The 18413-nt window shown below is 68.1% G+C and carries 22 protein-coding genes; 10 read left to right on the top strand and 12 right to left on the bottom strand.

Annotation, left to right across the window (positions count from 1 at the left end; all coding sequences use genetic code 11):
* The first annotated feature begins 62 nt into the window (after positions 1–62).
* Positions 63–926: a YflT domain-containing protein gene (locus AC1MEQ_RS03355; protein ID WP_479793933.1), complete on the top strand. Its 864-nt coding sequence runs from the start codon at positions 63–65 to the stop codon at positions 924–926.
* Here the strand turns inward: AC1MEQ_RS03355 and AC1MEQ_RS03350 are convergent.
* Positions 923–1591, bottom strand: coding sequence for a phosphoribosyltransferase (locus AC1MEQ_RS03350; RefSeq protein ID WP_479793931.1), 669 nt, complete (start codon positions 1589–1591; stop codon positions 923–925). The genes AC1MEQ_RS03355 and AC1MEQ_RS03350 overlap by 4 nt on opposite strands.
* 93 nt (positions 1592–1684) lie before the next feature.
* Between AC1MEQ_RS03350 and AC1MEQ_RS03345 the strand changes: the two genes are divergently transcribed.
* The 4 genes from AC1MEQ_RS03345 to AC1MEQ_RS03330 all read left to right on the top strand — a co-directional run bounded on the left by AC1MEQ_RS03345 (position 1685) and on the right by AC1MEQ_RS03330 (position 5465).
* Positions 1685–2143 carry an SRPBCC family protein gene (locus AC1MEQ_RS03345; protein WP_479793929.1) on the top strand — a complete coding sequence of 153 codons (459 nt, stop codon included), beginning with the start codon at positions 1685–1687 and terminating at the stop codon, positions 2141–2143.
* A gap of 141 nt (positions 2144–2284) precedes the next feature.
* Entirely contained in the window at positions 2285–2893 is a 609-nt protein-coding gene (locus AC1MEQ_RS03340) for a TIGR03086 family metal-binding protein (protein ID WP_479793927.1), read from the top strand.
* A 30-nt stretch (positions 2894–2923) separates the two neighbouring features.
* A complete protein-coding gene (locus AC1MEQ_RS03335) occupies positions 2924–3817 on the top strand; it encodes a phosphotransferase (RefSeq protein ID WP_479793925.1) in 894 nt (297 codons plus the stop codon).
* 187 nt (positions 3818–4004) lie between these two features.
* Positions 4005–5465 (top strand): MFS transporter, encoded by a 1461-nt coding sequence (locus AC1MEQ_RS03330; protein ID WP_479796032.1) that lies wholly within the window; start codon positions 4005–4007, stop codon positions 5463–5465.
* Positions 5466–5504: 39 nt separating this feature from the next.
* Here AC1MEQ_RS03330 and AC1MEQ_RS03325 read toward each other — a convergent pair whose 3' ends face one another.
* The 7 genes from AC1MEQ_RS03325 to AC1MEQ_RS03295 form a co-directional block, all read right to left on the bottom strand.
* Positions 5505–5630 (bottom strand): hypothetical protein, encoded by a 126-nt coding sequence (locus tag AC1MEQ_RS03325; protein WP_479793923.1) that lies wholly within the window; start codon positions 5628–5630, stop codon positions 5505–5507.
* 519 nt (positions 5631–6149) lie between these two features.
* Complete coding sequence (locus AC1MEQ_RS03320) at positions 6150–6530, bottom strand: hypothetical protein (protein WP_479793921.1); 381 nt, start codon at positions 6528–6530, stop codon at positions 6150–6152.
* Positions 6531–6700: 170 nt separating this feature from the next.
* A complete protein-coding gene (locus AC1MEQ_RS03315) occupies positions 6701–6871 on the bottom strand; it encodes a hypothetical protein (protein ID WP_479793919.1) in 171 nt (56 codons plus the stop codon).
* Between the two features lie 205 nt (positions 6872–7076).
* On the bottom strand, positions 7077–8174 hold the full coding sequence (gene hpaD / locus AC1MEQ_RS03310; protein WP_479793917.1) for a 3,4-dihydroxyphenylacetate 2,3-dioxygenase: 1098 nt from the start codon (positions 8172–8174) through the stop codon (positions 7077–7079).
* A gap of 47 nt (positions 8175–8221) precedes the next feature.
* A complete protein-coding gene (gene hpaE / locus AC1MEQ_RS03305) occupies positions 8222–9724 on the bottom strand; it encodes a 5-carboxymethyl-2-hydroxymuconate semialdehyde dehydrogenase (RefSeq protein ID WP_479793915.1) in 1503 nt (500 codons plus the stop codon).
* Positions 9725–9782: 58 nt separating this feature from the next.
* A complete protein-coding gene (locus AC1MEQ_RS03300) occupies positions 9783–10442 on the bottom strand; it encodes a GntR family transcriptional regulator (protein WP_479796030.1) in 660 nt (219 codons plus the stop codon).
* A 10-nt stretch (positions 10443–10452) separates the two neighbouring features.
* Positions 10453–12018, bottom strand: a complete 1566-nt coding sequence (locus AC1MEQ_RS03295; RefSeq protein WP_479793913.1) for a fumarylacetoacetate hydrolase family protein — start codon at positions 12016–12018, stop codon at positions 10453–10455.
* A gap of 238 nt (positions 12019–12256) precedes the next feature.
* Between AC1MEQ_RS03295 and AC1MEQ_RS03290 the strand changes: the two genes are divergently transcribed.
* Both AC1MEQ_RS03290 and AC1MEQ_RS03285 read left to right on the top strand, forming a co-directional pair.
* Positions 12257–12520 carry a type II toxin-antitoxin system Phd/YefM family antitoxin gene (locus AC1MEQ_RS03290; RefSeq protein ID WP_479793911.1) on the top strand — a complete coding sequence of 88 codons (264 nt, stop codon included), beginning with the start codon at positions 12257–12259 and terminating at the stop codon, positions 12518–12520.
* Positions 12517–12777, top strand: a complete 261-nt coding sequence (locus AC1MEQ_RS03285) for a type II toxin-antitoxin system RelE family toxin (protein WP_479793909.1) — start codon at positions 12517–12519, stop codon at positions 12775–12777. Before AC1MEQ_RS03290 ends, AC1MEQ_RS03285 begins: the two co-directional genes overlap by 4 nt.
* Positions 12778–12852: 75 nt before the next feature.
* Here the strand turns inward: AC1MEQ_RS03285 and AC1MEQ_RS03280 are convergent, their stop codons facing one another.
* The 4 genes from AC1MEQ_RS03280 to AC1MEQ_RS03265 all read right to left on the bottom strand — a co-directional run bounded on the left by AC1MEQ_RS03280 (position 12853) and on the right by AC1MEQ_RS03265 (position 16580).
* Complete coding sequence (locus tag AC1MEQ_RS03280; protein ID WP_479793907.1) at positions 12853–14769, bottom strand: M64 family metallopeptidase; 1917 nt, start codon at positions 14767–14769, stop codon at positions 12853–12855.
* On the bottom strand, positions 14766–15224 hold the full coding sequence (locus AC1MEQ_RS03275) for a hypothetical protein (RefSeq protein ID WP_479793905.1): 459 nt from the start codon (positions 15222–15224) through the stop codon (positions 14766–14768). The genes AC1MEQ_RS03280 and AC1MEQ_RS03275 overlap by 4 nt, the downstream gene beginning before the upstream one ends.
* Positions 15225–15348: 124 nt before the next feature.
* Entirely contained in the window at positions 15349–15822 is a 474-nt protein-coding gene (locus AC1MEQ_RS03270) for an SRPBCC family protein (protein WP_479793903.1), read from the bottom strand.
* 20 nt (positions 15823–15842) lie between these two features.
* A complete protein-coding gene (locus tag AC1MEQ_RS03265; protein ID WP_479793901.1) occupies positions 15843–16580 on the bottom strand; it encodes a mycothiol-dependent nitroreductase Rv2466c family protein in 738 nt (245 codons plus the stop codon).
* 41 nt (positions 16581–16621) lie between these two features.
* Between AC1MEQ_RS03265 and AC1MEQ_RS03260 the strand changes: the two genes are divergently transcribed.
* The 3 genes from AC1MEQ_RS03260 to AC1MEQ_RS03250 all read left to right on the top strand — a co-directional run bounded on the left by AC1MEQ_RS03260 (position 16622) and on the right by AC1MEQ_RS03250 (position 18051).
* Positions 16622–16783, top strand: a complete 162-nt coding sequence (locus AC1MEQ_RS03260; protein ID WP_479793899.1) for a hypothetical protein — start codon at positions 16622–16624, stop codon at positions 16781–16783.
* Between the two features lie 39 nt (positions 16784–16822).
* Positions 16823–17434, top strand: coding sequence for a hypothetical protein (locus AC1MEQ_RS03255; RefSeq protein ID WP_479793897.1), 612 nt, complete (start codon positions 16823–16825; stop codon positions 17432–17434).
* Positions 17435–17544: 110 nt separating this feature from the next.
* A complete protein-coding gene (locus AC1MEQ_RS03250) occupies positions 17545–18051 on the top strand; it encodes an RES family NAD+ phosphorylase (RefSeq protein ID WP_479793895.1) in 507 nt (168 codons plus the stop codon).
* The last annotated feature ends 362 nt before the right edge of the window (positions 18052–18413 follow it).

Below are 18413 nucleotides of genomic sequence, written 5' to 3'. Positions count from 1 at the left end.
TTCCCGGTTCACCAGCAGCGATAACGACCCACCCCTGCGCCTCGACAAGGCAGAATGGGTACATGAGTTCACCGATCGGCGCCACCCCGAACGCCTCCGCCCACCTCTCGCTGCCCCGCGGCGAGATCCTGGGCCGTTATGATTCCTACCTGGACGCGCAGAAGGTGGTCGACTATCTGGCCGACCACGACTTCCCCGTCGCCGGGGTGAGCATCATCGGCAACGACCTCAAGACCGTCGAACGCGTCACCGCCAAACTGAGCTATCCGAAGGTCGCCATGGCCGGCGCCGCCCAGGGCGCCATGTTCGGCATCTTCGTCGGACTGATCCTGAGCATCTTCGGGCCGAACGGCGGGATCACGCAGATCCTCTCCTCCGTCGGCCTGGGCATGGCCATCTGGATGATCGTCGGCGTGGTGAGCTACTCGTTCCGCAAGGGCAAGCGCGACTTCTCCTCCTCCAGCCAGGTCATGGCCACCAACTACGACGTCGTTGTCGCCTTCGAGCACGCCGCCGCCGCCCGCGAGTTGGCCTCCAAGCTGCCGATGAGCCGCGTCGGAGCCCAACAGGTCAATCCCGCCTGGGCCCCGGCACGCCACCAGGGACCGGCCTCCACGGGTGCCCCCCAGGACAACCCCGGGCACGACGCCGGTGCCTCCCCGGCCCCGGCACCCGCTGCCCAGCCCCAGCAGGCGGCCGGACCGGAGCGGTCCGGTGACGACGCCGTCGAACCGGCGGCTGCGCAACCCGCCCCGGCAGCTTATTCGGACCTGCCCGATGGCAGGCCGCAATACGGCATCCGGGTCGCCCCCGAACAGCACCCGACGGTTCCCGCCCCCGCCCCGGCGCCCCGCGGGCCCGAGGACGGGCAGGACCCGGCACGGCAGGACGACCCGCCGCACGACGGCGACAACCCGCGCCCCTAACCGCCCAGGATGCGCAGCACGTCCTCGTCGGTGAGCTGCTCGTACCCCGCGTAGAACGCTCCCACCGCACCGAACTGTTCGGGCTGGCGCGGGCAGATGACCTCGTCGGCGAAGCCCGCCAACTCCGCGCAGACCTCCGGCGGTCCGACGGGGGCCGCGACGACGACCCGCTCCGGATGGCTCTGGCGCACCACCTGGATGGCCGCCCGCATGGAGGCCCCGGTCGCCAACCCGTCGTCGCAGAGGATCACCGTCCGCCCGGACAGATCGATGCCGCGCCCGCGCAGGTAGGAACCCTGGCGGCGGACGAGTTCCACCGATTCCTGGTTCCGGACGTCGTCCAGGACCTCGCGGGTGCGTTTTTCCGCCGGGATCGAGGCCAGGACGTGGTCCATCCTGACCTCGGCCTGGTGCGGGCCGTGGGCGGCCAGCGCGCCGAAGGCCAGTTCCTCATGCCCCGGGACGCCGAGCTTGCGGACGATGAGCGCGTCGAACGGTGCGCCGATGGACCGCGCAACCTCCGCCGCGATGGGCACCCCGCCGCGCGCCAGCCCGAGGACGACGACGTCGCGACGTCCCTGGTACGCGGTGAACTGGCCGGCCAGCTGCTGCCCTGCGTAATGCCGATCGGTGAAGGGCCGTGGTGCCCCGAATGAAGGTCCCATGGCCCCAGTGTGACCGCGATCACTGCGGGAGGCCAGTCCCGGGCGTGGCGTCGGCGGGACGGCGCGATGGCCTCCATCTGCGAAGCTGTCACCATGACCGTCTACTTCGAGTGCACCACGTCAACCAGGATGCCGAAGGCGCAGCTCTTCGACCTGGCGCGCAGCATCGATGCCCACCAGGAATCGATGGCCCACTCCCGCGAAAAGGCGGTCTCCGGTGTCCGTTCCGGTCTCATATCACTCGGTGAGGACGTGACGTGGCGGGCGTGGCACTTCGGGTTCCCCCTGCGGATGACCAGCCGGGTGACCCACCTGGATGCCCCCGACTCCTTCGTCGACGAGCAGGTCAGGGGGCCATTCCGGCGATTCCGCCACGTCCATGAATTCTCCTGGGACGCCGAAACCCACGACACCACGATGATCGACCGGATCGAATTCACGGCGCCCTGCGGACCGCTCGGACGCCTCGTCGAGAAACTGGTCCTGGCCCGCTACCTCCGGCACTTGATCGAGCAGCGCAACAGGTACCTCGTCGGCGACTATCCAGCCTGAACCGTGCGGTGCCGGTGGCCGACCGCCGGCGTCCACCACGCCGCTGGACAATCGGACGCTGGCCGACGGAAGATGACGGTTGTATCGGGTGTCGATGTGCCAGGGGCGGATCCCATCCAGCGACAACTGCCGGGAGGCTCCATGCCGACGTCACCGCACCCACCCACCACCGGCCAGCTTGCCGGCGCGCTCGACGATGTCGCCGTGCTGGTCCGGGGCATCCGTTCCGACCAGTGGACTGCGCCGACACCCTGTACCGACTGGAACGTGCGCGACGTGCTCGCCCATGTGGTGGGCATGAACCTGGTCTTCGCGGCCATGCTCGGTGACCGGAAACCACCCGAACGGTCACAGGACCCGCTGGGGGATGACCCGGTGGCCGCCTACGTCGAGTCTGCCTCCGCGCTGCTGGCCGCCTTCGAACGGCCCGGCACCCTCGAGCGGGCCTTCAGCAGCCCGCTCGGCGACGCCACGGGTGCCGCTCGGCTGCAGATCCGCCTCTACGACCTGCTGGCCCACGGGTGGGACCTGGCGAAGGCCACCGGCCAATCCCTCGGTGTGTCCGAGGAACTGGCCGCGGACTCCTTGCTTTTCGCGCGCGCCCAGCTCTCCCAGCGGGCCAGGGACGGACGGTTCGGTCCACCGCAGCCCGTTCCCGACGATGCCCCCGCGCTGATCCGGCTGGTCGCCTTCCTGGGGCGGCCCGTCGGGAGTGGCGATGACCGCCCGGGATCGTCGGCAGGGAAGTAGCCGACCTCCGCCAGGGTCAGCCACCTGCCCATGCACGACGACGAGCTGCACCTCGACGCGGACACCGTTCGCCACCTGGTCGACGACCAGTTTCCCCGGTGGCGGCAACAACGAATCCGGCGCATCACCACGGACGGGACCGACAACGCGATCTTCAGGATCGGAGGTGAATGGGCCGCCCGGTTTCCGCTCCGGCCCGCCGACCCGGCCGGCATGCGCGCGGTGCTCGACCGGCAGGCCGCCGCCATGGACGCGTTGGCCGCGGCCAGTCCCGTCGCCACGCCGACTCCGGTCGTCGTGGGCGAACCGAGGCACGGTTATCCGCTGCCGTGGTCCGTGCAGACGTGGCTGCCCGGGACTGTCGCCACACCGCGCGGACTGGAGCGGTCCGCCCCCTTCGCCCGCGATCTGGCCGGGCTCATCGCTGCCCTGCGCGCCGCGGATACACAGGGGCGGCATTTCGCGGGCGGCGGCCGCGGCGGGGACCTCCGGGACTCCGACGAGTGGATGGAAACCTGCCTGCGCGAAAGCACCGGACTGCTCCCGGTGGAGCGGCTGGGAGGGGTGTGGGCGGGCTTTCGCCGCCTGCCACCCGGCGGTCCCGCGGCGATGACCCACGGCGATCTCACTCCGGCGAACCTCCTGGTCGGTGGTGGCCGGCTCGTCGGGGTCCTGGACGGCGGGGGCTTCGCACCCGCCGACCCGTCGCTGGATCTGGTGGCCGCGTGGCACCTGCTCGATGGCCGACGGCGGGACCTGCTGCGCCGCCTGCTGGGCTGCAGCGACCTCGAGTGGGCGCGCGGAGCCGCCTGGGCATTCCAGCAGGCGATGGGACTGGTCTGGTACTACCGGGACAGCAACCCGGGAATGGCCGAGCTCGGGCGGACGACCCTCGCCCGCATCCTCGTTGACCCGGTGTCGTAGACTCCTGCCGTGGCCGGGCCGCGACCCGCCTGACGAGTGGCCACCACCGACGGTTTGGTTTCCGCGGGCAACGAATCCGGGTGCCCGGTGTTTGAATGGGCAGGTGACACCCACTTCTTCCGCCCCAGAAGCCGCCGACGCGCCGGATCCCGGCCGCTGGCGCATCCTCGCCGTCCTGCTGGCCACCATGTTCATGTCCCTGGTCGGGGTGAGCATCGTCAACGTCGTGCTGCCCTCCATCCAGACCGGGCTGCATGCGGACGACACGGACATCCAATGGGTGCTCTCCGGGTACGCGTTGACCTTCGGCGTGGTGCTGGTGGCCGCCGGACGTGCCGGGGACATCGTGGGCCGCGCCCCGATCTTCCTGGCCGGCGTCGTGATCTTCACACTCTCGTCGGTGGGTGCGGGCCTCGCCCCGGATCCACTGACCCTGAACATCGCCCGCTTCATCCAGGGACTGGGCTCCGGACTGCTGAACCCGCAGGTCGTCGGGATGATCCAGCACAACTTCCGCGGCCGCGAACGCGGGCGGGCGTACGGGGCGCTGGGCAGCGTCGTCGGGGTCTCGGTGGCCATCGGCCCCCTGCTCGGCGGGGTCATCATCCAGCTCTTCGGTGCCGAGACCGGATGGCGCTGGACCTTCCTGGTCAACGTTCCCGTCGGCATCGTCGTGGTCATCCTGGCCCTGATGTGGTTCCCCCGCCCGCTGCTGACCCGGCGGCCCGCGTCCCCGGCGGCCCACCCTGACGAACGCACCCGGGCCGACGCCCCGGTCGAGGCAGAGGTGCTGGTGGAACCGGACGTGGCGAGCACCGGCAAGGCACGACGACGGGGTGCCCGGGACCGCGACCTGGACCCGGTCGGCGCCGTCCTGCTCGGGGTGGCGGTGTTGGCCCTGCTGCTGCCGTTCGTGCAGGGGGAGCCGACGATCTTCACGTGGCTGTTGCTGCCGGCGGGCCTGGCGCTCATGGCCGCGTGGGTGGCGTGGGAGAAGCGCTACCGGGCCCGTGGCCGCAGCCCCATGGTCGACCTGGACCTGTTCCGAACCGGGAGCTTCACCTACGGCACGCTGATCGCCGGACTGTATTTCCTCGGTGTGACCAGCGTCTGGGTGCTGGTGGCGCTGTACCTGCAGAACGGGTTGCAGATGACCGCCCTGGAAACCGGGCTGATGGGCTTGCCGGCCGCGCTGACCTCCGCCGTCGTCTCCAACTGGGCCGGAAAACGCGTCATGGACTACGGCCGGAAGATCGTCATCGGCGGCATCCTGGCCTCCCTGCTCGGCCTGGGGTTGAGCATCCTGGTCATCCAGCTGCACGCCCACACCGGGTTCTCGATCTGGTGGCTGGCGTTGGCACTGCTGTTCATCGGGGTCGCGCAGGGGGCCGTCATCTCCCCGAACCAGACGTTGACGCTCACCGACGTGCCGTTGCGCTACTCCGGCAGCGCCGGCGGGGTGCTGCAGACCGGCCAGCGCATCGGCACCGCCGTCGGCCTGGCCTTGGTGACCGCCATCTTCTTCGCCACGCAGGCCGCCAGCGACTGGGAGGGGGCCTTCACCACCGGGTTCGCGGTGATCGCCGCCGTCGTGCTGGTGACGCTCGGTGTGGCCCTGGCCGACGAACGGCGGCGCCGCAGGCAATGACCTGCGGGGCCGACGCCTGGACTCCTGCGACGGACCGGCCTAGGGGCCGCACCCGCCGGGCTTCAAGATGTAGCCGACGTCGGAGAGCTCTGCGTAGTCCTTGCCGTCCACGCTGTACCTGACCTGCAGCCTGCCCACAGTGACGTGGGCCCCGGTTGATGTCACCGTGCCTCGTACGGCCACTCCAGCTTCCTGGCCGGGGTCCACCACGTATCCGACCGCGGGTTCCAGGACCGAGAACAGTTTCCTTTAGTGCCTATCGCCATCCACTGATTCGGCGGACCAATATAACTTTCCCTCGCTCTTCCTCAGGTCCCAGGCGCGCGCATCCACTGCCTTGACGTTGACGGGATCGAGAAGTTCCACGGAGTGGAGTGTCGCGGCCTGCCCGGTGTGGTTTAGGGCAACGCCGGCAAAATTCACCTCCGAACCATTTTCCGGCAGTGGACCGCAGATGTGGTTCCCGGCGGGGCCATTTTCGTCGCTGCCGATCGTCAGTGGCCCGTCCTGGTTTGCCCGGGGGCCGCATCTCCGGCTGTGCATGCCGCGAGCAACAGCATCGCCGTGGCGGCGGCCGCCACGTGGAATCCGAGGCGGGTCACGTGGTGATCCTCAATTTCCGCCGGGATCGACATGACAGGCGGCAGCGGGTGCGTCCATGGCCATGACGGACGACGGACTGGCTTAAGGGCCGCATCCACCAGGAACCATTTCATATTCCGTGTTCGACACTTCGGCATACTCCTTGCCGCCCAGGTCGTACCGGACCAGGATCCGTCCCACCGCGACGTCCTTGTCCGGCTCGGCGATTACTGCGGGTACGGCCACACCAACATCGGCGCCCGGTTCGACGATGTACCCGCCGGCCGCCTGCATGGCCTTGAGAGGCCCTTTGAAATACTTGTTTCCTTCCTCCTGGTACGTCCAGAAATACAGGGCACCCGCCGTGCGCACATCCCACGCGCGGCCGCCGTCGACGTGGAGGTTGACCGCGTCGACCAGTTCGACTGCCTTGATTTCCGCGCGTTCCTTGGTCGGGTTCATGATGATGTCGGCGAACCCCACCTCGGAGCCAGGCTCCAGCAGTCGTGAACAGTAGGTATTCCCCGGCGGGCCTCCGGCATTTCCAAAGTCCAGCGGCCCGGACTGGTCGGGCTGGATCGGGCCGGGGGAACCAGCACACGAAGGGAGGGCGATGCACACCACGGCGACGCACGAGGCTGCCAAGAGACGGTTCATCTGGAAACCTTGTTGGCGGCATGGGTGCCATTGTCAGCGGCGTGGTCGTAGTGCCGGCGTTCCCGCCGGTCGCCGGGCCCCGCATCGATGCGCACAGTGGATGGGTTCGCGGTCCTGCCGCCGATGGAAGCAGTCGGCCCGCCCGGGTAGTTGATCAAGTAATGCATGCCGCCCCCATGGTCCACCCGCTGGATGGATGAAATCTACTGCGCGGTGGGACGGGGTGGCAAGAGGAACCCATAGGTGGGAGATTCGGCATCGCGCCGGTGACCCTGGTGGTGGCCCTGGCAGACGAACGGCGGCGCCGCAGGCAATGACCTGCGGCGCCGCCGTCGTACGCGGTGACCTGCGTGGTGCGCAGGGCGGGTGTGCCTAGAGCTGGTGGCCCATCTTGAAGCCGACCTCTTCGCCGGGCTCGTCCTTGAGGGCGTCGCCCGGGGCGCGGGTGTAGGAGAAGCCGTCGGCACCGACCGTGACGGCCATCTCCGACTTGTCCTCGCGAACGTTCACCTGCTGCGGGTTGCCGTCCAGGTCCAGGACCAGGGAGGCCTCGGTGTACCAGGACGGAACGACGGCGTTGCCCCACCAGTCGCGGCGCTGGTTGTCGTGGACGTCCCAGGTGATCGTGGGGTTGTCCGGGTCGCCGGTGTAGTAGTCCTGCGTGTAGATCTCGATGCGGTGGTCGTCCGGATCCAGGATGTACAGGTAGAACGCGTTGGAGACGCCGTGGCGTCCGGGGCCGCGTTCGATCCGGTCGGAGATGCGCAGGGCGCCCATCTTGTCGCAGATCTGGATGATGTTGTGCTTCTCGTGGGTGGCGAAGGCGACGTGGTGCATGCGCGGGCCGTCGCCGCCGGTCAGGGCGGTGTCGTGCACGGTCTGCTTGCGGTGCATCCACGCGGCGTACGTGACGCCGTCGGAGTCCTGGATGTCCTCGGAGACGCGGAAGCCCAGGCCCTCGAGGTATTCGCGGCCGCGCGGCACGTCGGGGGTGACCTGGTTGAAGTGGTCCAGGCGGACCAGTTCGCCGGCGGAGTAGAGGTCGTAGCGCTGGTGCAGGCGTTCGACGTGCTCGACGTCGTAGAAGAACTCGTAGGGGAAGCCCAGCGGGTCCTCGACGCGGACGGAGTCGCCGATGCCGCGCACGAAGCCCTCCTTGCGGCGTTCGGTGCGGCAGCCGAGTTCCTTGAAGTACGCCTCCGCGGCGTCGACCTCTGCGGGGGACTTGACCCGGTAGGAGAAGGCGGCGACGGCGGCGACCGGGCCCTTGCGCAGCACCAGGTTGTGGTGGATGAACTCCTCGAAGGAGCGCAGGTAGATGGCCTCCTCGTCCTCGAAGGTCACGTGCAGGCCGAGCAGGTCGACGTAGAACTCGCGGGATTTCGCCAGGTCGGTGACGACGATCTCCATGTAGGCGCAGCGGACGATGTCCGGTGCGGCAACCGAGGTGGTGGTGGTCTTGATGGTCATGATGCTTCCTTAGTGCGGAGGGAGGGGAGGGGCTGGGGGCCGGCGGCCTAGGCCTTGCCGAAGACGGGGTTGTGGACCTCGCCGAGGTTGATGTGCACTGCCTGCTGGTCGGTGTAGAAGTCGATGGAGCGGTAGCCGCCCTCGTGGCCCAGCCCGGAGGCCTTCACGCCGCCGAAGGGGGTGCGCAGGTCGCGGACGTTGTTGGAGTTCAGCCACACCATGCCGGCCTCGACGTCCTGCGAGAAATTGTGCGCCCGCTTCAGGTCGTTGGTCCAGATGTAGGCGGCCAGGCCGTACTTGGTGTTGTTGGCCAGGGCGAGCGCCTCCTCGTCCGAATCGAACGGGGTGATGGCGACGACCGGGCCGAAGATCTCCTCCTGGAAGATCCGTGCCTCGGGGGCGACGTCGGCGAAGACGGTCGGCTGGATGAAGTTGCCTTCCGGGAACTCGTCCGGGCGTCCGCCGCCGGCGACCAGGCGGGCCTCGGTCTTGCCGATCTCCACGTAGGACATGACCTTCTCGTAGTGCTCGGGGTGGACCAGGGCGCCGACCTCGGTGGCCGGATCGTGCGGCAGGCCGACCTTCACGCGCTTCGCCTGGGCGGCGTAGCGCTCGACGAACTCGTCGTAGATGCCGCGCTCGACCAGGATGCGCGATCCGGCGGTGCAGCGTTCGCCGTTGAGCGAGAAGACCCCGAAGATGGTCGCATCGATGGCGGCGTCCAGGTCGGCATCGGCGAAGACGACGGCGGGGGACTTGCCGCCCAGCTCCATCGACAGCCCCTTCAGGTACGGTGCCGCGTTGGCGAAGATCAGCTGGCCGGTGCCCGACTCGCCGGTGAAGGAGATCAGCGGCACGTCGGGGTGCTTGACCAGCGAGTCGCCGGCGAAGCCCTCCTCGCCGTAGCCGTGGACGATGTTGAACACGCCCGCCGGCAGTCCGGCCTCCTCGAAGATGCCCGGCCACAGCGACGCGGACAGCGGGGTGAACTCGGCCGGCTTGAGCACCACGGTGTTGCCGGAGGCCAGCGCGGGTCCGAGCTTCCAGGACTCGAGCATGAACGGGGTGTTCCAGGGGGTGATGAGCCCGGCGACGCCGATCGGCTTGCGGTTGACGTAGTTGGCCTGCCGGCCCGGGACCTTGAACGCGTCGTCGTGCTGGGCGACGATCAGGTCGGCGAAGAAGCGGAAGTTCTCCGCGGCACGGCGGGCCTGGCCGAGCGCCTGCGTGATGGGCAGGCCGGTGTCGTAGCACTCCATCTCGGCCAGTTCCTGGCCGCGGGTCTCGACGATGTCGGCGATCTTGTGCAGCACGCGGGAGCGTTCGCGCGGCAGCATCGAAGGCCACGGGCCGTTCTGGAAGGCGTCCTTGGCGGCGGCGACGGCGGCGTCGACGTCGGCGACCTTTCCGGAGGCGGCCTTGATGTAGGACTGGTTGGTGACCGGGTCCAGCACGTCGAAGGTGTCGCCGTCGATGGAGTCGACGAGCTGGCCCCCGATGTAGTGCTGCAGGTGGGTGGGCAGGTTCTCCGGCACGAAGTGCTTGCTCATGGTGGTCCTTTCGTGGTGGTTCAAACCGAGGATGCGTGGTTCAGGGGGTTCAGGGGTTTCAGATGGCCGAGGGCGGTTGGCCCGCGGCCGCGAGGTAGGCGTTGAGGGTGTTGGTGCGGTGCTGTCGGGCTGCCCGTTCGATCTGCTCGGCCGGGGCGCGGGTGGCCAGCAGGTCCAGCAGGCCGTCGTGTTCGGCGACCGAGTGGTGGGCCCGGCCGGGGACGTGGTCGAACGAGGAGGTCCTCATCGCCGCCAGCCGCGCCCAGCCGCGGTGGACGAGGTCCAGGATGTGGGGGTTGGGGCAGTTCTCGTACAGGGCCGCGTGGAACTGGTTGTTCAGCTCGGTGAAGCGGCGCGGGTCGAAATCCGTCAGCGTGCGGCGCAGCGACTCGTTGATCACCCGCGCCCGGCCCAGGTCCTCGGCCGTGAGCAACGGGGCGGCCAGGGCGGTGGCCGCACCCTCGATCACCGAGAGCGTCTGCATGGTGTGAAGATACAGTTCGGTGTCCACGGAGGCCACGGTGGCCCCGACGTTGCGTTCGAACAGGACCAGGCCCTCGGCCTCGAGCTTGCGGATCGCCTCCCGGACCGGGACCACGCTGCAGCCGAGCTCGGCGGCGATGGTCCCGAGCACGAGCCGGTACCCCGGGACCAGGGCCCCGGAGGCGATCCGGTCGCTGAGCAGCATGTACGCCTGCTCGGATTTACTGGTGGCCATCATGGGGTGCCTACTGCTGGTCCTGGGTGGCGGGGGAGATGCCGACGGTCGAGTTGCCGGCCGCGATCCACTCGGCGTACTTGGCCTTCCAGGCCGCGTTCATCGGGAACAGCCCGTCGACGGCGTTGCCCAGGCGGACCTGCTCGAAGACGTACTCGTCCATGCGCTCCTGCTCCAGGGCCTCCTCGGCGACCTGCTCGGCCATCACCGGCGGGATGACCAGGATGCCGTCGTCGTCGGCGACGATGATGTCGCCCGGCTGCACGGTGGTCCCACCGCAGGCAATGGTGATGTCGGTATCCCACGGCACGTGCTTGCGCCCCAGTACCGCCGGGTGCGATCCGCTGTAGTACGCGGGGATCTCCAGTCCGGACACGGCGGTCAAATCGCGCACGCCGCCGTCGGTGATGACCGCCACCGCGCCGCGGACCTGGGCGCGCAGGCCCAGGATGTCGCCAAGCGTGCCCGAGCCCTTCTCGCCGCGGGCCTCCATGACCAGGATCTCGCCCTCGTTGATCGAGTCGATCGCCTGCTTCTGGGCATTGAACCCGCCGCCGTGGGACTTGAAGAGGTCCTCGCGGTTGGGCACGAAGCGCAGCGTGCGGGCGGTGCCGATGACCTTGCGGCCGGACTTGGTGCCCTTCAGTCCGTCGATGGAGACGTTGTTCAGCCCGTGCTTGCGCAGCGTGGCGGAGATGGTGGCGGTCGCCACCGCGTTCAGCTTTGCCTTGAGCTCGTCGGTAAGCACGACGGCGGGGCCCGCCGGGGCGGCATCGGCACCTGCCGCGGGGGCGAGGGCACCTGCAGCGGAGGCAGCCTCCTCGGAACCGTAGGCGTCGATGAGGTCCGCGTCGGTCAGGCGGGGCTGGTTCCCGAAGGCGGCCATCGCCGTCGTGCCCTGGGTGACCGGGGTGGACAGGCGTCCGGTGGTCAGGCCGGAGGCGGTGTCGTGGACCTCGACCTCGACGGTGTCGCCGGGGACGATGACCGAGGAACCGGCCGGGGTGCCGGTGAGGATGACGTCGCCGGGCTGCAGGGTCATCAGCTGGGAGAGGTCAGCGACGATGCGGGAGAAGTCGAAGATCAGCCCCGCGGTGGTGTCGTCCTGGACGAGTTCGCCGTTGACCCAGGTGCGCAGGCGCAGCCCGGCCGGGTCCACGGAGGCCGCCGGCAGCAGGGCCGGGCCCATCGGGGTGAAGCCGTCGCCGGATTTGGAGCGGATGTTCGATCCCTTGTCGGCGTATTTCAGGTCGTAGACGCCCAGGTCGTTGGAGGCGGTGACCCAGCCGACGTGGGACCAGGCGTCCGCGGGGGAGACGCGGCGGGCGGTGGTGCCGATGACCAGGGCGACCTCGCCCTCGAAGGCCAGCGCGCGGGTCCCGGCGGGGCGCTCGACCGGCGTTCCGGAGACCGAGAGGGAGGAGGCGGCCTTCATGAAGTAGGACGGGTGCTCCGGGGTGCGGCCGCGCTGGGCGGCGCGCGAGGCGTAGCTGAGGTGGACGGCCAGCACCTTGCCGGCGGCGTCGAGGACGTTCTGGTCGACCGGTGTCGTGCTCGTTGCTGTGTTCGGCTCCATGCCACGGCTCCTCATGTGATGTACGAAATCGTATACGATCCATCATGCCGTGTGGAGCCGGTCACGTCAAGGGGCCGTCCACAGGTCCCGGGGGGTTCGTTGTGGTCCATCGTGCAGATGCGGATGATGGGGGCATGGAGGCTGCTTCGGTGGGATGCCGAGGCCCCGCCAGAGGTCGAGTGGCCCACGGGGCGAAAATGATGAAGACGCCGGTGTTCGTTGTTGCTATTATGTACACATGGGACACCCGTTGAAACTGGTCAGCGTGCGTGATTTGCGCAGCAATCTTTCCGACGTCGTCAGCAGGGTGACGTATGGGGGCGAGCGCATAGGAGTTTCCCGGAACGGAAAGCCGTCGGTGGTCATGGTCAGCGTCGAGGACTATGAGCTCCTGGAATCCTTGGAGGATGCGGCCGATCTGAAGGCCTTCCGCGAGGCCAAGCGCGACGACGATGGAGTCCGCTTCAGCGTTGACGAACTTCGGACCGAGCTCGGCCTGTGACCCACACGGTCACCTTCAGCAGCGCCGCACGTCGGCAACTGAAGAAGCTTGACCGGCAAACACAGCTGAGGCTCCTTGATGCGGCGGAAGCGCTGGGAAGCGATCCGAGGCCTGACGGTTGCCGGAAGCTATCCGGGCAACAGGCATGGCGTATTCGTGTCGGCACCCATCGGATCATTTACGAGGTAGTCGATTCCGAACTTGTTGTCGTGGTGTTGCGTGTGGGCGACCGAAGAGATGTTTATCGAAGTTTGTAGCCGCGCGGCACCGCCCGTCCGCACCTGCCGGCCAGCAAGCGCGGAAAGGGGAACCGCCACATCGATGGATCCGGCTCAGGTGATGCCGAGCCGGAACCACCCGGCCCAGCCTCCGGCGCCGTTCCACCAGGTGCTGTAGGCCTTGCCGTCGGACCCGACGACGAACACGTCCAGCTGCTCCATCACCCGCGAGAGCGCGGTGACGGTGCTTCCCGGTGCGGCCACGCCGCCGGAGACGTTGAACCAGCCGGCCCAACCGGTGGTGTCGTGCCACCAGGTGCTGTAGATCCGGTTGTCGGTGCCCACGGTGAACAGGTCCAGGTGGTTGCTGTAGCGGGCCACCGCCGTCACCTGCGACCCGGGCGAGGCAACCCCGCCGGAGACCTGGAACCAGCTGCCCCATCCTCCGGTGGCGTTCCACCACGTGCTGACGATCTTGCCGTCCTCCGCCGTGGTGAACAGGTCCAGCTGGTCGTGGTGCCGTGCGACCACATTGACGGTGGAGTCGCTGCGGGCCTTCTGACCACCGATCTGGAACCAGGACGACCAGCCACTGCGGTCATCCCACCAGCAACTCCAGACCCGGTTGTCGGTGCCCACGACGAAGAGGTCGAGGTGGAACGGGTAGCGGGCGATGGCGGTGACCTGCGCCCCGTTGGCCGCGACGCCACCGGAAACGTTGAACCAGCCCGACCAGCCGCCGGAGGCATCCCACCAGCAGGACATGACCTTGCCGTCCGAGCCGATCGTGAAGACGTCCAGATGGTCGTTGGTGCGGGAGACGACGTTGACGGTCGATCCCGGACGGGCCACCAGGTTGCCCAGGGCGAACCAGCCGGACCAGCCGCCGTTGCGGTCCCACCAGGCGCTGTAGACCCGGTTGTCGGTGCCCACGGTGAACACGTCCAAATGACCGGAGTACCGCGAGACGCTCGTGACCGGTGAACCGGCTGCCCCGCGGCCACCGGCGGAGGAGATGCCGCCGGAGAGGTGGAACCAGCCGGCCCAGCCGCTGGAGGCATCCCACCAGTCGGACATCGTCCGCCCGGACGCGTCCACGGCGAAGACGTCCAGGTGCTCCGGGTAGCGCGCGATCACGCTGATCGGGGTCCGGGCGCGGGCCTGCAGATCCGCCAGCGGCCCGATGCGATTCCAGATCACCTGGCGGCAGATCCGGCAGAACGGCACCCCCAGGTTGCGCATCTTGCAGTCGTACTCGGGGCGGAAGGCGCCGCAGTGGTAGTAGTGCGCCCCCTCGAACGCACCCACGGTGCCGGCCGGGACCGTGCTGGCCCGGGAATCGACCGCCGCGCAGTTTGGATTGGACATGGTTGGCAGTGCGGTGGCCGCGTTGACGGCCCACCCCCACTTCAGCGTGGCCCGGTTGGTGTTCAGCGTGACGTTCGGTTCGCCGGGCTCACCGGCCGGATGGTGGTCATGCCCGGTCTCGGCGCCACCGGCGTAGTAGGGGTACTCGTCGGCCAGGCCGAACGCGGTGTGCCCGGATTCGTGGATGGCGATCTCCGAGGCACCGGCGGCCAGCGAGAACGTGCCCACCGATCCGCCGGATCCTCCGTAGATCGTCGAGTTGACGACCAGGAGGGCGAGCGTGAACTCCGGAACCTGGCCCGCTGCCGTGGTGAGCACGGTGCCGGCGTTGCAGACCAGCAGGCGGCGGATGCCATTCCCGCCGAAACTGGAATCGAAGTAGGTGCGGACCGTGGCCCCGGTCCCTCCGCCCGAGACCGGGTCGTCGGCTCCGGCATCGGTGGAGTTCACGTTGGTCCGGAAGATGTTGATCGCCGGGGCCAGCTCGTCGAACGGCGGCGTTGCCAACAACGCGGTGGCGAAGGCCGTGCAGGCGGAATTGAAGGCCGCCTGCTGCCCGGCCTGGAAGCCGTCGCCGAGCAGGACGATGTTGAATGCCCGGTTGCGGGGTGCAGAGCCATTGATCTGCGTGGTTCCCGTGACGGAACCGTCGGCGGTAGTCATTTCCCCGCCTCCCCGACTTCGAGGTCGAAGACACCTAGGACGTTTTCGCGCGGTTGCGCCGGGGCCGGGGCAACTCCCCGTTCCCCGGGCAGCGGGGGTGGCGGCACGTCGACGTCGAGCAGGGCGACCTGGCTGGCCGCGTCGGAGGCCGGGACGACGACGGTGAAGGCCCCGCTGGGATGCTCGAGCTCCACCCGGGTGATGGGGTCGCCCGGATCCTCGGGGAAGACCTCGCGACTGGAGGCGTCATGGCGGATGGCCACCCGGGCCAGGGCACGGTCGTCGGCGTCGCGGACCTCGGCGAAGCGTCCGGTGCGGATATCGGGGGCGGCGTCGAACCCGGGGACCAGGACATCGACGGGCTGTTGGTGGATCAGGCGCACGTCGTCGCCGTCGTATTCGAAGATGAGCCGGACTGCTCCGGACGAGTCGGCGGGCTGGTCGGTGTCGGGCATGTCGATCACGGATCCTCAGGGCGAGTGGAGGTCCATCAGCGGCTGGATGTCGTCGGTGGAAACCAGTAGACGCGCGGGGTGCGGGCATGTCAATGTCGGGACGGCTACAGGGCGCCGCAGACGGTCAAGATTCGGTGATGCGCTTGATGGCAGCGAGTGTTTGCGGGATGCCGTCGAGCGCCTGCTGGGTCCTATCGGCGATCTGGCCGGGTGCCGCTTCGCCGTATTTCCCTTCGAACATGGCGATGCCCTCCGGCAGGAAGTCCCACGATTCGCCCAGGACCGTCCCGTGATCCGTGGGGGTCAGGGTGAAGCCCCAGCGGACGTAGTGGCCACCCACCACCCAGGCGAATTCGCGACCGCGCTCGGCGGCCACGACGAGTGACCGGGTCTCCCAAGTGCGATCCGGGAGTTCGTTCCGCCCGGTGAACCAGGCACCGGGTTGGCCCGCGGAGTCATCGTCGTCCCACCAGCACGACGTGCAGATCGGGCTCCACTCGCCGGTGCGGGTGATGTCGGAGACCAGATCGTAGAGCGCCTCGGCCGAGGCGTGGACCGTGACGGATTCCTGGTGATGGCGGATGTTTGTATCAGTCATGGGTCCATCCTCACCGATCGTCACTTCTTCTGCCGCCGGCTGCCCCCATGCCAGTCCTCCTGCCGGCCGACCGTTTCGACGTCGACTCCGAGGGCCGCCAGCTGCGGCTGCTCGCGCAGGCTCCGTTTGAGCTCCGCGAAACCCGGGAAGCGCGCCAGCCCGACCACGTGGTCCCAGAGTTCGGCGGCCGCTTCCGCGCTGGGCAGCCGGCTGATCACCGGCCCGAAGAAGGCCACGCCGGTGGGCGGCTCGAAGTGGATGATGGGCGTTCCCACGTCCTTTCCGGTTAGTGCGAGCGCCTCGTCTGTTTCCCGGCGGATTTCCCGGTCCCAGGACTCGTCGTCCAGCGCATTTGCCAGCTCCAGGGGCAGGCCGGCGTCGTCGAGGATCGGCTCCAGGAACGCACGCGTTCCCCGCCGCTCACGTACCTCGCCCTCGGTATATTGGCTGTCCGGGTCCGGGGCGGCATCGAAGATGTGCGCGCCGAACGCTGCATACAGTCCCGCCATCGCCTCCCGGCCATGCTCCGCACGTGCCCGGGCAGCCACCCGCAGAAGCCGGAGGCCCGCGGTGTGTCCGGCCTCGTACTCGGGTGGAAATTGGGCGTCGTAGTCAACCTCGGAATTGACCAGGCGCAACGAGATGAACCGCCAGTCCACCGTGTAGCCGCGCTGAGCCTGCACTTGTCGTACCCATTTGCTCGTCATCCAGGCGAACGGGCAGACCGGGTCGAAATAGAAGTTGATGTCGGCATCCATGGATCCACCTTTACACCCGATGGGCTACCCACGACCAGCGAATGGCGCGTGCCCTGGTGACCGCGGGCGATGCCCCCGACCGGTGCACCGGCATCCAGGACGGCCCCTACCGCGAACCGGCCAGCGTGCGAGAGGCCGACGACGCCATCGACCACGTCGAGACCGTGGTGCCGGGTCTTGGCGGGCAGAACAAGCAGCAATGATGCGTTGTGATGCGATTGTACTGGACGTATCATCGATTCATGAAGGCCACAGGCGCGGAGAACGGCATCGAATTCGTGCGGGAACGGATCACCCGGGCGCTCGAGCACCGGCACATTTCGATCTCCGCCGACGTGGTCCTCGAGGTTCTCGACGAGGCGGTGGGTACATCCGAGACACTGACGGCTGGCGAGCAGGAATTCCTCATCAAATACGCTGGAGCGACCAGGGGCGACTTCACCGTTGAAGCGGAGAACCTCACGCGTATGGAAATCACCAAACGCCAGGCGGCTTCCGCAAGGCAGGCGCGGAGTTCGGCCTGGACGACGTCCGAGGTCGCTAGCTTCCTGGGGCGGGCGCCGTCGAATGTCCGGCGGTCCCTGTCGACGGGAAACCTCTACAGCGTGGGTTCCGCATCAACGAACAGGGAGCGACTCTTCCCCCAGTGGCAGTTCACCGAGGATGGTCGGATCTTGCCAGGATTGCGACAAGTCGTCGAAGCCCTGCCCGCCGACTACCACCCACTCGACATCGAGGATTTCATGGTCGGTGGCCACGAGCATCTTCGGGGACGGTCGCCGGTTTCGTGGCTAACAGACGGCGGTGACGTTGAAATCGTCGTGGAGATCGCGGACGAGCTGGGTTGGGTGTGACGGCTAAGAACCCGCATCGACCAACCAAGCCGTTGGTAGACGATGCGGCGGACCTCCACCAGTATTCCGGACCGCTCTGGCGGATCCACCGTGTAGGTGGCACGCACCGAATGGCGTGGAACGAACTTCGCGAGTTTGGCCCACTCCAGAAGTCTCGGTGGGAACCGCAGCCCCTGCCGATGCAACATCACCCCGGTGCGGGCGTCTCCTATGCCGCGACCGATTACACCACCACCTTCGCCGAGGTGTTCCAGGACCGTCGCTGCATCACGCCAACTGAACAGCTGGTACTGACCGCGTGGATTCCGTCGAGGCCCCTCGAGTTGCTGGACCTCACCGGGGACTGGGCCATGCACCATGGCGCTTCGGCTTCATTACCCGGAGCGCCAAAAAGCACATGCCGCAATTGGGCTTCAGTCACCCATGCCGGTCTGGGAAGTCGGATCGACGGACTATGCGTCCCCTCAACGCTGACGGGCGATCCGATGGTGGTGTTGTTCTCCCGGGCTGCTCATGCATTTCCGATCGCTCCAATGTTGTCGCGGCCGTTGACCCATATTTCGATTGAACAACTGGTGCTCAAGGCGTCGGAGACATTGCAGTGGCCCATCCGCTGACTGGGGTGGGCCACTGCAGGTCTACACCGTCGATGGCCGCGACCAGGTTGCCTGCCGTGCCCCACCGAGAGGCTCGCGATGGGCTGGTCAGGTCATGCCGAGCCGGAACCAACCGGCTCAACCTCCGGCGCCGTTCCACCAGGTGCTGTAAACCTGGACTTCACCCGGCCGGCATGCAGGACGGCCCCACGTCGAGACGGCCCGCGTGCGCGAGCACACGACGCCATCGGCCACGGCGAAGTGATGACCGCCTGGCACTCGTGGCTCGACGATCAAGGGTCGCCTGAGTAGCTTCCGGAACGCCGGTGATGGTTGTCGTGGGCCGGGTGCACTACGACGAAGGCCGCCCGGAAAACCGGGCG

Source organism: Arthrobacter sp. ASL1, from assembly GCF_056680475.1.
This window is presented reverse-complemented; position numbering and strand designations above follow the sequence as displayed.